Below are 14,437 nucleotides of genomic sequence, written 5' to 3' on the forward strand. Positions count from 1 at the left end.
AATCACCCCACAACACTCACGCAAGGTGGTTAATTTTCGTCCGACGACATCCGTTCAGTTTTCACCCGTCGTCGACAGAGAACGGCCGCCCGGTGTTCTCGACGACTCGACCTATCAATCGCCTGACGGACTTCGAAAATTCGGCCGGACGAAGTCGGAAGTGTGGTTCCGGAACAAGAAGGCATACAACGCCTCTCGGATTGACGACGCCGCGGTCGAGGCCGCAAACGGGTAGTTGGTGCGGGTGGCTGGGCAGATGTCGCCGCCACGGGTGGTGACGTGTCTGCGTTCGGAAGCGCAGACAGATTGGCCGGCATCTCAGGGTCTAGCGCCTGTGCCGCGAGATTCGGGCCGAGTCAGTGGAAATCTGCGCCGGCCGCGCAGGTACGACCGCAGGCTGTTGCGGGCCTTCTATCTGTCCGCGCAGCACAGTATCCGGCACAACGCTCAGTCGTAGGCTTTTTGTACCCGCAAACGGGCCGAGGGGCAGTGTCATACGCAGGCGGTTCTTGCGTTGGGAGGCGGAGACTGAACGTGTGGTGGGCGCTCCTCCGCGATAACGCGATCTATCAACTTGGACCGACTACCGCCGAGGCTGCGTGAGCGCCCTAGCGACTGACGCAGTGCGGTAGATGTATGTGCGCCGGGGGGGAGTGTGGCTCGTAGCGCTGAGAATCCACGGTGTTGAGACATGTCCGAGCCCGCTATGGTTTCCGGTGATGGACCGGCCGTCGATGCTGCCTGCACCCGAGGCCACCGCCGGCTGAAGGAGACAATACTGTGCTGCATCTGCGTGTCATCTCGCCGAGTGAGCGGACCGGAGATGTGCTGAACATGTTGGCCGCCGAACCTGGGGCTACTCATGTGACACTCGCACTCAGAGCCGCTGTCGATCCGCCGGGAGATGTGATCGAGGCCGATGTAGCCCGCGCATGCGCGAACGACGTGCTTGCCGCGTTGACTGCTCTGGACCTGGTGAGGGCTGGCGGTATTTCGTTCGAGCCGGCGGGAACCATGCTGTCCTTCTCCGCAGAACGGGCGGACACTGCGGCCCCGAGAAGACCCGACGAGACAGTGGTGTGGGAGCAGTTGCTCGGTCAGGTGCGCGAAGGTGCCCGACTGACTCCGGCGTTCCTGGCCTTCCTGGTGATCGCGTTTTTGCTCTCGGCAGTCGGTGTTGCCACGGCGTCGCCGCTGACCCTGGTCGGTGCAATGGTGGTGGGGCCGGAGTTCCGGCCGCTGGCAGCGCTTTCAGTGGGTCTGGTACGTCGAGACAAAGATCTCGTGCGAAATTCGATTCGTACCCTCGCGATCTCGTTTCCGGCCGCGATGGCCCTCACCGGCCTGGCTACCATGCTGTGGATTCGTCTGGGCTGGGTCGGAATCGGCGATGTCGAGAACGCCCGCGCATTCGACTTCATCTACGAGGTGGGGCCGTTCTCACTGGTGGTAGCACTGCTGGCGGGAGCGGCTGGCATGCTGGCAACGGTCACCTCTACCTCTACGGTCCTGGTGGGGGTGTTCATCTCGGTGACGACGGTGCCAGCTGCGGGATTGGCGGTCGTTGCGGTCTTCGCAGGTAAGTGGAATGTCGTGCTGAGTTCGCTGGCTCAGCTCGGTGTCAATCTGATCGGTATCGTGCTCGCTGGAGTAGTTGTGCTGCTGCTGTTCTCGTTGCCCCGATCCGGTCGCCAATGGAAATCAGTCACGCGCCGGGACGCCAGGCCTGGCACATCGCCGTAGGCGCCTGACCCACTGCCGGAACTGGACTTTCGAGGCTTCAGGCTGACAGCTGTCTTGCGGATCGGTGGGAATGTCTGCGCCGACAAACGCCGCGACAAACAGATCCGGCATGCGAACTGTCGGATCTGGGTACCGCTGTCTGTACCGATCGTGGCTTCCAGGCTGGTTGCAGCGACTGGAAAAGGGGATCAATCGAGCCGCAACCGATTGGCAGCGTGACTTCACTCAGACCCTTCGGACCTGCAGCGCCGACGGCTCTGCCGGAGGAAACGGCCTGCCGCAGTGCTTGACAAGACCTGTCGAGATTCTCCTTGGTAGCGACGAAACATCTACGCAACGTAGATGCAACGTAACCAAAACTAGTGTTCTGGATCACACAGCGTTCGTGTGGTCGAGAGGCCTTTGGTCACGGATCTGTGGGCAGAACGGGTCCTGGTTCGCTACCGGTGGTGGATGAGGACAAGGTTCCGCGGGTTGAGCACACAGCTCGCGGAACCGCCCAACCACACGCCCCGACGAGGGCACCGGCCGACAGGAGTTCAGGTGTCCGTAGTTGCGGAAGTCTCGGCGATCGATTTCGCGGAGACCGAATTCGATTGGGCGCAGCGATCGACGCTGATTCGTGAAGTCGACCCACTCGTTCCGGGGCCACCATCCTTGGCGATGTGTCTGAGCGAGCCGACGCGCGGACTGGTCGACATCGCTTCACTGCTTCTCGCGGCTCCTTGGTTGCTTCGATCGCCGCGTGGGGACGGGCATCCGGTCCTCGTTCTCCCCGGATTGCTGACTTCGGACGTTTCGACTCTCGCCTTGAGGACATACTTGAGCTTTCTCGGATACCGGGTTCACGGTTGGAATCTGGGTCTGAACACCGGTCCGACGGCGACGGTGGTCGACGGACTGCCTGCCGCATTGGCCGAGGTAGCAGATCGATACGAGCAGAAGGTGTCGGTGATCGGCTGGAGTCTGGGCGGTATCTACGCTCGAAAGCTGGCGAGGGACCTGCCGGATTCGGTGCGTCAGGTAGTGACACTCGGAAGTCCTTTCGGTCTCACCAGTCTGGAGCAGACGAGAGTCGGATCTCTCTACGCTCGTTTGTCCGGCAATCACGCGATACTGCCTCCGGTAGACGGCATCGAATCCGAACAGGGATCGCCTATTTCTGTTCCCGCCACGTCGGTCTACTCCAGGCACGACGGTATCGTTCCATGGCAAGCGTGCTGTGAAACCTCGGCAGGCCTGTCGGAAAGCATTGCGGTGCAAGGCAGTCACATGGGGTTGACCCACAACCCGTCGGCGTTGTGGACCGTTGCCGATCGTCTGGCACAGGACGTCGACAACTGGCAACCTTTTGCGGCTCCGAAACGGCTTCGACGCATGTTTCCCTGCTGAGGTGCGAGGCTGAGGTCCGAGGCCGGGGTGTGGGGGAGAACCCTGAGTCCGACGCGGGGACAGACTCGTACCTGAGGACATACCGCGTCGGAAAAGATGGGTCCATGGCCTGATGCGCACAGGTGGATCGGCAGCGGATAGTGGAGGTCGACGCGGATGAACCGCGAGTTCCGTTGAAAGGAAACAACACATGACCTCCCCGATGAATACCCGCAAGCTCACCCGCGCCCGCTCGGGAGCAATGTTCGGTGGGGTGTGCGCCGGAATCGCTCGGTACTTCGGTTGGAAGTCGTCGACTGTCCGCTTGCTGTTCGTACTCTCGTGCCTGCTGCCCGGCCCGCAGTTTCTGATCTACATCGTGATGTGGATTTTCATTCCTCGTGAGCAGATCTGACCGAACCGCTCAACGGCGGCGGTCTTTCAGGCATTGCTTGGCCTCGTGCAATTCCTCCGAACTCAGTGGAGGAAGGGGCAGTGCGTCACGGTGCAAGCCCTCCGTGCGTAGGCCGTCGAGCATTACCGAGAGGTATCGACGCCACACGGTCGGGTTGACGGGCTGAGCAAATTCGGTGACTGCGCCCACCATGAAGATGAGGCCGAACAGGTCCGTCGGTACGGCGTCGGTGCGCAGCATCCCGGCCTCCTGGGCCCGGTAGAAGATCCTCTCGACCGACGGTTCGATGATGGATCGTTGGCATGCGACTTGCTCGCATCCCTCGTCGGTTCCGTTCAGGACGTCTTTGAGTCCGCGGTTGACCGACATACGGCTGCAGGCGAATTCGGCAAAGGTGACAAGTCCGTCCCACGGATCCGGATTGGCAAGTGACGCGTCCGCGGCCGCTGCCATGTCGGCGAAGTTCTGCTGGAAGACTCCGTCGATCAATTCTTCCTTGCTGGCGAACCGCCGATAGACCGTTCCGACGCCGACCCCCGCGCGCCGGGCGACGTCGTCGAGTGTGACGTCGATCCCTTCTTCGGCGAACAATTCACGTGCGGCGTCGATGATCAACTGCCGATTACGTGCAGCATCGGCGCGAAGGGGGCGCTCCATTGCGGTACTCATGTCCCCACTCTACCCGCCAAGTGGAGACAGCCTCTCCGTTTTCGTGTAGCGTTTTTGCTAACCGGAGAAGCCATCTCCGCATAGGTTGGGCGAGGGACTATGTCAGACATTGCTGAACGGACTGAATTCGAGCAGTCCTCAGCGCCTTCAGGGGACAACCACGCAAAGCGGTGGCTGGTTCTCGCGGTTCTGGGAATTGCGCAGCTGATGGTGGTCTTGGATGCCACCATCGTCAACATCGCGCTGCCTGCTGCGCAGCGCTCACTGGAGTTCGGTGATTCGGACCGCCAGTGGATCATCACGGCATACGCATTGGCGTTCGGCAGTTTGCTGCTACTCGGCGGTCGATTGAGCGACTTGTTCGGGCGCAGGCGAACTTTCATCGTCGGCCTGATCGGCTTCGCAGTCGCTTCCGCCATCGGTGGCGCAGCCGTCAACTTCGAAATGCTTGTTGCCGCTCGTGCCGGCCAAGGCGTATTCGGTGCGCTCCTTGCCCCGGCAGCCCTGTCGCTGCTGTCCGTGACATTCACGGATCCAGGTGAGCGTGCCAAGGCGTTCGGTATCTTCGGTGCCGTTGCCGGCGGTGGTGGCGCCATCGGACTGCTGCTCGGCGGCGCACTCACCGAGTGGGTCGACTGGCGCTGGTGCCTCTTCGTGAATCTCTTCTTCGCGGCGATCGCTCTGGTCGGAGCAGTCCTGTTGCTCGCGCCGCACACCAGTGACTCGCGACCCAAGCTCGACATCCCCGGAACGATCCTGGTGTCGATCAGCTTGTTCAGCATCGTCTTCGGATTCTCGAAGGCCGAGTCGGACGGGTGGAGTGCAACTCCCACTATCTCGTGGCTCGTTGCCGGCGTCGTGTTCATGGCGGCGTTCATCTACTGGCAGACCAAGTCCGAGCACCCACTTCTTCCGCTGCGGGTGGTCCTCGACCGAATCCGGGCTGGCTCGTACCTGGCGATCTTCCTTTCCGGCGCAGGCATGTTCGCAGTCTTCCTGTTCCTGACGTACTACATGCAGCTGATCCTCGGGTACAGCCCGATCATGACCGGCCTCGCATTCATGCCGATGGTGTTCGGAATCGTGACAGCGGCAACGCTTTCGACAGCGGTTTTGCTGCCGCGCGTCGGTCCGCGAGTGCTGATCGTGAGCGGAATGGTCATCGCGGCGATCGGAATGACTCTGCTGGCCCAGATCTCGGTGGACAGCACCTATGCAGTCCACATTCTGCCGGGGCTCGTCGTCACCGGACTCGGCATGGGCAGCATTTTCGCCCCGTCGATGCAGGGAGCAACTTCAGGCGTGCATCACGAAGATGCCGGCGTCGCATCTGCCACGGTCAACACGATGCAGCAGGTGGGCGGCTCGATCGGAACTGCACTGCTCAGCACGATTGCCGCCTCGGCTTCCACCAACTACCTGGTGGGCCGCGAGATGAATCCGCTGACTCAGGCGCAGGCCGCCGTCGAGAGTTACACCACGACGTTCTATTGGGCCGCAGGCATATTCGCGGTCGGTGCGGTCTTGACCGGACTGGTTCTTCGGAGTGGACTGCTTCCGGATTCGCCGGAAGGTGAACCGGTAATCGCCCACTGACAGCAAATTTCGGGGTCGACGCCGCAATGGCGTCCACCCCGAAATCGACTCAGCAGTTCTTCCCGGGCGTTGCCTGAAACCGATGAAGGACGTGATCGAGTTGCTCGGAGGACAGCGCCGGCACGGGCAGTTCCCGATGGTCGGTGCGCGACGCGCAGAGTCCGTCGATCATGAACCCGAGTGCGCGGCGGTAAGCCTGAGGGGCCTCGTCGCCACCGAACTTCTGGGCCATCTTGACGACCTGCATGAGAAGTGGAATGTCGTTGACTTCGAAGTCGCTGCGCAGGGTGCCCTGTTCCTTGGCGCGATTGACAAGTACCGCAGTGTGTCGAGCGATCCCGGCGCGCGCGCGAGCGAAGGTGTCGGACGTGAAGCGTCCGTCCATCAGGAGATCGCCGAATCCGCGGTTGTCTGCCATGCGCAGAGAGATCACGTCGAGAAAGTAGACAAGACCTTCCCAGGCGTCGGGCATCTCTCGGGCGGTGGCGGCGATCGTTTCGATCTCGGAACACCGCGTGTCGAACAGTGCCTGGATCAGTTCGTCCTTGCTGGCGAAGCGGCGATAGACGGTGCCGACGCCGACGCCGGCGTGCTTCGCGACGTCTGCCAGCGTGGCGTCGAGTCCTTGGGCAGCGAACACCTCGCGAGCGGAGTTGAGGATGCGCTCGAGGTTGGCCTTGGCGTCGGACCGAAGGCGCGGCTGTGAGCAGTCGGCCGAGGTCCCCGCATGAGAAGCGTCGGGGTGTGTTGTCGGCATCCTCACAGTCTACGGCACTAAGCGGAATGATCGATTCCGTTAGTGCTATATTACTAAGCGGAACGTGTGGTTCCGATTGTCCGTATGAGAGAAGCCGATATGAGCACGTCTGACATCTGGGTCGGGAGCAATCCGATCTCGATGGTGGGTACGCGGAGTGCAGGTTTCGCGGCAACGAGGCTTCGCGCTCTTGCCGGCGACGGCGCCTTTGCCCAGCTCGTTCGTTTTGCCCTCGTCGGCGGAGCCAGCAACATCTTGTACTTTGCCGCTTTTCTGGCGCTGCGCGGTGACGGAGCGCTGGTCGCCAACGCAGTTGGTGCAGTCTTGAGCACCATTCTGGCCAACGAACTGCATCGCCGGCTCACCTTCCATGCCGCGGATCGCGTCAACTGGTTCACCGCGCAGTGGGAAGGCGGTGGACTCGCACTGGTCGGGTTGATCGCCAGTTCTGCCGCCATCAGTGCGCTCGGCTTCCTTCTCCCGGGCGCCGACGGGCTTCTTCAAGCCGGGCTTGTGATCGCCGTGAGCGGAATTGTCGGTGGCCTGCGATTCGTCGCCCTTCGCGGTTGGGTGTTCTGAGCGGTTCTCGAATTCGGATCGGACTCGGCTCGTAGGGAACACTGAGACCCATGAGCCTTTCGATAGCCGACTCCGGCATCCGTCTGGCTGTGCTCTGCATCGTCGTGGCACTTGTCGCCACGCTCGTCTACCGATTCACCTATCTCGGTAGCGTTCGGGTGGTCCCCGGTGCCCTCGCTCGTGGCGCTCTTCAGTTGGCTGCGATTTCGTTGATCCTTGCCGCCGCCTTGGCCCACATCTGGTCGGCGCTCCTCGTGCTCGTCGGCATGTTCGTTGCAGCGTCTTTCACCGCGGCACGACGCTCGAACGCGGGGACGTCCGGAGTTTGGCTGACCATCGCGTTGGCGTCGGGAATCGGTGTGGTTCTGCCACTGATGCTGCTGTCCGGAGTGGTTCCGCTGCAAGGCGTCGCTCTGGTGCCGATCGGCGGCATTGTTCTGGGTGGCGCGATGACTGCAACATCGATGGCAGCCAAACGCGGACTCGACGCCGTCGACGACCGGTACGGGGAAGTGGAAGCAGCACTGAGCCTTGGATTTTCCCAACGCGATGCGCGGTGGGAGGTAGCCCGCACCGCTGCCTCCGATGCTCTGCTGCCTGGAGTCGACCAGACGCGCACCGTCGGCCTCGTGACATTGCCCGGAGCCTTTGTCGGTGTGTTGCTCGCGACGGGATCGGCCGTTCAGGCCGGTGCTGTGCAAATTCTTGTATTGGCAGGGTTGTTGTTGGCACAAACCTGCTCGGTGGCCGTGGCGTTGGAACTCGTCGCCCGCGGTTTCGTCTTTCGAGGTCAAGCTGTCAGGCCTGCGCGAGTTCGTTGATCTTGTCGCTGCGAAGGACGCGGCCGGGAAGATCGGGGTGTTTGCCGCGAGGGTGATCATTGCCCTGCCGATGTTTTCGCTCGTGGTCACGCTGCTGGGCCACACCCTGCGTAAGAGTGGGTGGAGAGGCACGGAGATTTGATACGACCGTTTCGATTCGTGAATCGTCCATGTATTCGACCAGCACTCTGTTGCCGACCATCACAACGGAACGGACTGGAGATCATCCGGCCGGAATGGCCAACTGAACGCTTGACCTGCAATTATGAGTCCATTTTGATCCGACTCGCGACTAAAGTCCCTACAAACCGGCTGGACGGTTGGCTGAAAATAGTTTTATGGACGAAGGAGTTGATGAAATACACGTTCTCGGATCGGAGTCCGCCGGTCGAATGGTAGAGGCGTCGGCGATCATCGTTCTCGGTGCGCTCTGTGCAGTAGTCGCAGGTTCGGGTGTGTTCTTTGTCGTCGGATCGATTGGTGGCTTCGCCCGATTGCTCTACCTGGTTGTTCGTGGTCCGCTCAACTCTTGCTCGGTACCGGTGTCGAATGTCGAGCTGGCGCCTTCGAGAACGTCATGTGGTCGTTGATGCTCCCGAACGTCGAGTGAAGACGATCAAGGATGTAGTTCTGACGCATGTTCCACGGTGACTTCGATCCCTGCTTCGGGAACTGTTCCACAGCACGCATGACGTACCCCGACGCCAGGTCCAGGATCGGCCGCTGGTCCATCTCTTCGCTCGCGTGCGGCACGCACTTCGAATAGCCGCGCTTGTCCATCTCCGTCAGCAGTCGGCAGACGTACATCGACGTGAGATCTGCTCGCAGAGTCCACGAGGCGTTGGTGTAGCCGACGCACATCGCGAAGTTCGGTACGTCGCTGATCATCATGCCCTTGTAGACGTAACGATCACCGAGGGTGACGGGTTCGCCGTCCACTTCGATCGACATCCCGCCGCACGCTTCCATCTTCAATCCTGTTGCAGTGACGATGATGTCAGCTTCGAGTTCGCGACCTGACGCGAGACGAATTCCGGTCTCGGTGAAAGTGTCGATGCGATCGGTCTCGATCGAGGCCTTGCCGGATCGGAGGGCTTTGAACAAATCGCCGTCCGGTACGACGCACAAGCGTTGATCCCAGGGATCGTAGGTGGGTGTGAAGTGAGGATCGAGTGGGATCTCTTCCGGGAGTTGGCGACTGATCGCGAGGTTCAGCAACCGCTTTGCGCGCGCTGGACTGCGCCGGCACAGTTGATGGAAACTCAGGTTCACTACGATGCTCTTCCATCGAGCGATGCTGTGCGCGAGTTGATTCGGCAATACTGCGCGGATGGTGTCCGATACCTTGTCGCTGGACGGCAGAGCCAGAATGTATGTCGGTGATCGCTGGAGCATGGTGACATGGCTCGCGTCGCGCGACATCGTGGGGACCAAAGTGACTGCGGTGGCGCCGCTTCCGATCACAACGATCTTCTTGTCGGAGTAATCGAGATCCTCGGGCCAGAACTGCGGGTGCACTACGTCGCCGCTGAATGATTCACGTCCAGGGAAGTCGGGGGTGTATCCGCCTTCGTAGCTGTAGTAACCACTGCACAGATAGAGGAAGTTGCAGGTCAGGGTTTCATCTTCGTCACCGGTCGTGACAGTGACCGTCCACGTCGAGTCAGCTGACGACCATGATGCGGCCGTCACCTTCCGGTTGTACCGAATCTTCTTGTCGATCCCGTTCTCTCGCGCGGTGTCGCGCACGTACCGGAGGATCGAATCACCGTCGGCGATTGCTTTGGCATCTGTCCACGGCCGAAACGGGTAGCCGAGCGTGAACATGTCGGAATCCGACCGGATGCCAGGGTATTTGAAGAGGTCCCAGGTTCCGCCACTGTTCGCGCGGGCCTCGAGGATTGCGTACGACTTGCCGGGAAGCTCGGTCTGGAGTCGATACGCAGCACCGATGCCGGACAAGCCGGCGCCGACGATCAGGACATCGAGGTGTTCGGTGCTCATCAGTTCGGACTCCGTATCGATCGTGTGGGGCCACCGGGCAGGCTAAGTGTTCGATCTCCACACTACTGAACGATGCTCAGTAAGGCGAGGATGACCATGTGATCGTCGGCGGTCGGATAGCCGCACACAGTGGTTTGCCTGCGGCGTCGGTGAGGCCGAGGTCTCCGTGGAGCATGCCGGAAGCGTCGGCCTCCTCGGCGATGTGCTCGGGGATCGCGTCGAGCATCAGCTTTGCGCGCCGAAACATCTCGAACGTCTGGTCATCGGATACCGTCACCCAGGACAGGTAGATGAAGCGTCCGCGAGGTGGACCCTGGATGTATGGACCGAGTAAGTCCCAGGCACCGGACTTTCGCTCCAGACTCGCTGTCAGTTCCCATCGCACTGTCTCGGTATCTCCCGGTACGAGGTCGAGGATTTCGTGTGGCTTGCCTCGGCGCTGAACGCCGACGTGGATGTTGCTGCGCTCTTCGAAGGTTGCGGTTTCGGAACACTCACGTCCGGGCAGGCTGTGACCGGTGATGATGATCTGCATATCGACATCATGCTCTGCATAGGTCGGGAGGGGTTGGCGTGGTGAGTCGTTCGGGTAGAACCTCTGTTGCGGCCGTGGTGGCGAGCATTCTGTTGTCGGGTCTCGGGTGGGGGTCAGGTGTTGCAGTGGCGACGGCGGACGAACCGGAAGTCGCGGGCGCGCTGGAGTCCTATGGCGAACTCTCGGCCGCAGTGTTTCCGGTCGGCGCCGGTGAGACGCAGCGGGTCGTCTATCGAACTCTGCGTACCGCTGACAGATGGGGAGAGTCGTCAGGGTCCGTGTTTCTGCCGGAAGGCGCCCCACCGGCGGGCGGTTGGCCCGTCATCTCCTATGCCCACGGAACTTTGGGCAGTGCGGATCAGTGTGCACCCTCGTCGACCGGATTCGGTCCGGGCGAGATCGAACCGATCGAACGCTGGTTGGAGCAGGGGTACGCGGTGGTCGCTACCGACTACTCGGGAGTTGGTACCGACGGGGTGCTGGCCTATCTCGACGGACATGCCGCCGGGGCGAATGCCGTCGACATCGTGCGGGCCGCGCACGAGTTGTACGGCAATGTGCTGAGTCCGCGGTGGATGGTCGCGGGTTTGTCCGAAGGTGGTCATGCGGCGTACTTCGCGGGACACGATGCCACCACTCGTGCACCGGAATTGGATTTCCGTGGCTCGGTTGTCGTCGCAGGCCCCACACACATGGAAGGGCTGTTTCCGTTGGGCGGCCCGCTGTTTCCCGACATCGGTATCACCGGGCTGGTGGGATATGCGCTGTACGTCCTGGCTGGGATCGACGATCAACGACCCGAAGAGAACATTCGCGAGGTTCTCTCGCCGCAGGGGATCGAGTGGATGGAAAAGGCTCGGACACTGTGCGCCGGAGATCTCGGCCGACACATTCGAGCCGAACGAATCCAGTTGAGCTCGTTGTTTTCTCGGTCGGTATGGACGCCGCGCATGTACGACCTGTTCCGCGAGATGATGCAGGTGCCGGTCGACGGCTACGACCGTCCACTGCGCGTGGTGCAGAGCGTGTCGGACACAACGGTTCCTGTCGCCCTTACCTGGGCGCAACTGGTCGACATGCGTTCGCGGGGAACGCAGTTCGAGTATCAAGAACTCGCCGGAATCAGCCACGGTCAAACGACGGTCGCTTCGATGGACCAGACCATGGAGTTCGTCGATCGATTGATGAGGTGATGTCCTGGTGGTGTGGTTGTCCAGGGTGGCTGTTCAGCGCATACGCCGCGGACCGTAATCGTGGCCACCGTTGGCGAACCACACGATTGCCGCAATCGCGTACAGGATGCAGACCAGGAGTAGTAGGCCGCCTGCGATCCACAGCGAGATCTGACCGAGCCGTTTCACTCGATCGGACGCATACCGCGACCCGGCCACATCGCCGTCAGCCCACAGCGGATACACGTTGAAGGCGTGCGTGAAAGCGGAGAAGGAAAGCGGCCAGAAGAACAGCAGCGAGACCACTGCCCAGCCCGCATTGACGGGTGGTCGAATCGGGTGCTGAGGAACGGATTGCTGGACAGTGGGTTGATCCGGGGTGGTCATGGGGGCTCCTGACATGAGGTGGCCCTATCGACGCTACTGCGATGGAGCTGAAGAATCACTGAAAAACGGTGTTCGGTGATGCGATGTGGATCAGCGGCGTAAGTGTGCTGGATCAGCCGCATTGCCAGTCGTGACCGCTGGTGGTGGTTCCGGGTCATTGTTGTGCAGACGAGGGGCGTTCACGTCAGCGCAACTCGATGCCGCTCCGCGAGCATCCTCGCTACCGGCAGGACGTCCTTTGCTGCCATCTCGATACGTTCGAATACCTCGGGATTGAGGATGGTCGTTCCGTCGAAATCACCTGAGCTGAGATAGATTCCGACCGGAGCGGTCAGCGCTTGGAAGAAAGCGAACAGTGGCCGCAGGGCATGATCCAACACGAGAGCATGGCGGTCGCTACCACCTGTAGCGGCAAGAATCACCGGAGTGTTGGCAAGCGCGTACTGGTCGACGAGATCGAAAAAATGCTTGAACATTCCCGTGTACGAGCCGCGGAACACCGGTGACGCCGCGATGACGATATCGGCGGACTCGACTGCTGCCAGCGCTTCGGCGGTCACTGAGTCGACGTGATCGCGATCCAGAGCAGATGCAAGACCTGGAATCAGATCCACGATCTCGAAAACTCGTGTGTCGATCTGCTCGAAGTCTCCCAAGGTTTCGACGATCAGGTCGACGAGGGCACGAGTCTTGGAGGGTTTTTGGAGGTTGCCGACAACGGCAACAATTTTGAGCGGTGTGCTCATCGAAACTCCTATTCTTGGGACGACTTCAGCGATTCGATTTCCTTACGCACAACGGGGGCTACTTCGGTGCCGAGGATCTCGATCGCACGCAGCATGTCCTTCTGTGGCACGTTGCCGAACCCCATCTGGATCATGATGCGGTCATGATGGAACAGTTCGTACTGCGCCATCGTCTTGTCGATGATTTCCTGCGGGCCGCCGAGGAAGAACGCACCCGCGGTGGTTGCCTGCGCTTCATATGCCCTGCGCGGCATGGGAACTCCGTTTCCGCGCTGATGATGATTCTGCATCCACCCGGCCTGGAAGTACGGGTACGACGTGTCGAGTGCTGTTTGCTTCGAGGTATCGACAAATCCTGGCGAAGCAATCGAGACAGCCAGTTTCTTCGGATCGTGTCCGAACTCCGCTGCAGCCCTGCGGTATAGATCGACGAACGGTTCGAACTGTTGGTAACTTCCACCGATGATGGCCAGTGAGAGGGGCAGGCCCAGTTTCGCGGCACGGACGACAGAGGCCGGAGTACCTCCGACTGCGATCCACACCGGAATCTGACGGTCCGGGCGGGGCGTCACGTCACCGTCGATCAGTGGTGGGCGAAGTTGTCCTTCCCAGTTGATCGGGTTCTCGTCGCGCAGTTTCAGTAGTAGATCAAGCTTTTCGGCGAAGAGTTCGTTGTACTGGGACAAGTCGTACCCGAAGAGCGGAAATGACTCCGTGTACGAACCTCGGCCGGCAATGATCTCGGCACGGCCTTCGGAAAGCAGGTCGACTGTCGCGAACTGTTGGAACACACGTACGGGATCATCGGAACTGAGTACGGTTACGGCGCTGGACAGCTTGATGTTGTCGGTAGCCTGAGTCATTGCCGCGAGCACAACTGCAGGGGCTGAGACTGCGAAGTCGGTGCGATGGTGCTCGCCGACGCCGAAGACATCGAGTCCAACCTGATCGGCAACGGTTGCCTGCTCCACCAAATGACGAAGGTGGACACCGGGATTCATCATCGCGCCGGTAGTGGGATCTGGGGTCAGTTCACCGAAATGGTAGACGCCCAATTCGAAAGCCATGTTGTTTCTCGCTATCTGTTCGTGGGGGTGATGGAGAGTTGTTCTACGTGCGCATCGCATGCGCCGCCTTGATTCGTGTGATGTGTGGCAAGTCGGGAGAAGAAGCGTTCGAGTACCGGAAGCTCCTCGGTTTCAATGAGATCGGAGAAGTATTCGGCGATCCCTCGCGTGTGTATGGCGGACGCTTTTCGAAGCGTCTTCTTGCCCGCAGGCGTCATCGATACCGTCACGACGCGTCGATCGTTGTCCGGTCTAACACGCTCCACTAATCCGGCCTCGACCAATCGATCGACGACGCGCGTCACGCCACTGGTGGTGACCAGGACCAGTTCGGCCAGATCGCCCATTCGGATCGTGTTTCCCGGAGCTTCGTGCAGTCGGAGCAGAACGTCGTACTGGCCAAGGGTGAGTCCGGTGGTGGTTCGAAGGTCCGCCTCCATCTTGCCGAGGATGACGCTGTGGGAGACGACGAGGTCGCGCCACACACGACCACGTACGTGTTCATCAGTTGTCATCGGTGACGCCCTCCATTTATTTGCGACCGCAAGTATTGCTTACTCAAATAATACGCGTGC

At 60.8% G+C, this 14,437-nt stretch carries 16 protein-coding genes and 1 pseudogene; 9 read left to right on the forward strand and 8 right to left on the reverse strand.

The window, feature by feature from the left end:
* From AC1Q61_RS02650 to AC1Q61_RS02670, 5 genes and pseudogenes are all read left to right on the forward strand, one after another.
* On the forward strand, positions 1-235 hold a 235-nt coding region (locus tag AC1Q61_RS02650), incomplete at its 5' end, for a hypothetical protein (protein ID WP_492650961.1).
* 23 nt (positions 236-258) lie between these two features.
* Positions 259-603: pseudogene (locus AC1Q61_RS02655) on the forward strand (transposase); the annotation flags it as partial.
* A 177-nt stretch (positions 604-780) separates the two neighbouring features.
* On the forward strand, positions 781-1,743 hold the full coding sequence (locus tag AC1Q61_RS02660) for a DUF389 domain-containing protein (protein WP_007731461.1): 963 nt from the start codon (positions 781-783) through the stop codon (positions 1,741-1,743).
* 543 nt (positions 1,744-2,286) lie between these two features.
* Complete coding sequence (locus AC1Q61_RS02665; protein ID WP_020970664.1) at positions 2,287-3,135, forward strand: alpha/beta fold hydrolase; 849 nt, start codon at positions 2,287-2,289, stop codon at positions 3,133-3,135.
* 190 nt (positions 3,136-3,325) lie between these two features.
* Positions 3,326-3,529, forward strand: coding sequence for a PspC domain-containing protein (locus tag AC1Q61_RS02670; RefSeq protein ID WP_003939828.1), 204 nt, complete (start codon positions 3,326-3,328; stop codon positions 3,527-3,529).
* Positions 3,530-3,538: 9 nt separating this feature from the next.
* Here AC1Q61_RS02670 and AC1Q61_RS02675 read toward each other — a convergent pair whose 3' ends face one another.
* Positions 3,539-4,198 carry a TetR/AcrR family transcriptional regulator gene (locus AC1Q61_RS02675; RefSeq protein WP_080712681.1) on the reverse strand — a complete coding sequence of 220 codons (660 nt, stop codon included), beginning with the start codon at positions 4,196-4,198 and terminating at the stop codon, positions 3,539-3,541.
* 99 nt (positions 4,199-4,297) lie between these two features.
* On the opposite strand from AC1Q61_RS02675, the gene AC1Q61_RS02680 reads away from it, so the two are divergent.
* Entirely contained in the window at positions 4,298-5,794 is a 1,497-nt protein-coding gene (locus AC1Q61_RS02680; protein ID WP_003940566.1) for an MFS transporter, read from the forward strand.
* A 49-nt stretch (positions 5,795-5,843) separates the two neighbouring features.
* Here AC1Q61_RS02680 and AC1Q61_RS02685 read toward each other — a convergent pair whose 3' ends face one another.
* Positions 5,844-6,551, reverse strand: a complete 708-nt coding sequence (locus AC1Q61_RS02685) for a TetR/AcrR family transcriptional regulator (RefSeq protein WP_007731468.1) — start codon at positions 6,549-6,551, stop codon at positions 5,844-5,846.
* 141 nt (positions 6,552-6,692) lie between these two features.
* Here AC1Q61_RS02685 and AC1Q61_RS02690 point away from each other — a divergent pair, with 141 nt between their 5' ends.
* Both AC1Q61_RS02690 and AC1Q61_RS02695 read left to right on the forward strand, forming a co-directional pair.
* The gene (locus AC1Q61_RS02690; RefSeq protein WP_020908979.1) at positions 6,693-7,130 is read left to right on the forward strand and encodes a GtrA family protein; all 438 of its coding nucleotides are present in this window, start codon (positions 6,693-6,695) and stop codon (positions 7,128-7,130) included.
* A gap of 50 nt (positions 7,131-7,180) precedes the next feature.
* A complete protein-coding gene (locus AC1Q61_RS02695; RefSeq protein WP_042922327.1) occupies positions 7,181-7,951 on the forward strand; it encodes an ABC transporter permease in 771 nt (256 codons plus the stop codon).
* 522 nt (positions 7,952-8,473) lie between these two features.
* Here AC1Q61_RS02695 and AC1Q61_RS02700 read toward each other — a convergent pair.
* On the reverse strand, positions 8,474-9,955 hold the full coding sequence (locus tag AC1Q61_RS02700; protein WP_215516069.1) for a flavin-containing monooxygenase: 1,482 nt from the start codon (positions 9,953-9,955) through the stop codon (positions 8,474-8,476).
* A 76-nt stretch (positions 9,956-10,031) separates the two neighbouring features.
* Positions 10,032-10,490 carry a DUF5990 family protein gene (locus AC1Q61_RS02705; protein WP_042452701.1) on the reverse strand — a complete coding sequence of 153 codons (459 nt, stop codon included), beginning with the start codon at positions 10,488-10,490 and terminating at the stop codon, positions 10,032-10,034.
* Between the two features lie 38 nt (positions 10,491-10,528).
* On the opposite strand from AC1Q61_RS02705, the gene AC1Q61_RS02710 reads away from it, so the two are divergent.
* Positions 10,529-11,683: an alpha/beta hydrolase gene (locus AC1Q61_RS02710; RefSeq protein ID WP_042922323.1), complete on the forward strand. Its 1,155-nt coding sequence runs from the start codon at positions 10,529-10,531 to the stop codon at positions 11,681-11,683.
* A 33-nt stretch (positions 11,684-11,716) separates the two neighbouring features.
* Here AC1Q61_RS02710 and AC1Q61_RS02715 read toward each other — a convergent pair whose 3' ends face one another.
* From AC1Q61_RS02715 to AC1Q61_RS02730, 4 genes are all read right to left on the reverse strand, one after another.
* Complete coding sequence (locus AC1Q61_RS02715; RefSeq protein WP_007731480.1) at positions 11,717-12,049, reverse strand: CD225/dispanin family protein; 333 nt, start codon at positions 12,047-12,049, stop codon at positions 11,717-11,719.
* Positions 12,050-12,228: 179 nt separating this feature from the next.
* Positions 12,229-12,795 (reverse strand): FMN reductase, encoded by a 567-nt coding sequence (msuE, locus tag AC1Q61_RS02720; RefSeq protein ID WP_007731485.1) that lies wholly within the window; start codon positions 12,793-12,795, stop codon positions 12,229-12,231.
* 8 nt (positions 12,796-12,803) lie between these two features.
* Complete coding sequence (locus AC1Q61_RS02725; protein WP_058226200.1) at positions 12,804-13,862, reverse strand: LLM class flavin-dependent oxidoreductase; 1,059 nt, start codon at positions 13,860-13,862, stop codon at positions 12,804-12,806.
* 11 nt (positions 13,863-13,873) lie between these two features.
* On the reverse strand, positions 13,874-14,377 hold the full coding sequence (locus AC1Q61_RS02730) for a MarR family winged helix-turn-helix transcriptional regulator (RefSeq protein ID WP_007731489.1): 504 nt from the start codon (positions 14,375-14,377) through the stop codon (positions 13,874-13,876).
* Between the last annotated feature and the right edge of the window lie 60 nt (positions 14,378-14,437).

Source organism: Rhodococcus sp. MPR-R1B (assembly GCF_058793255.1).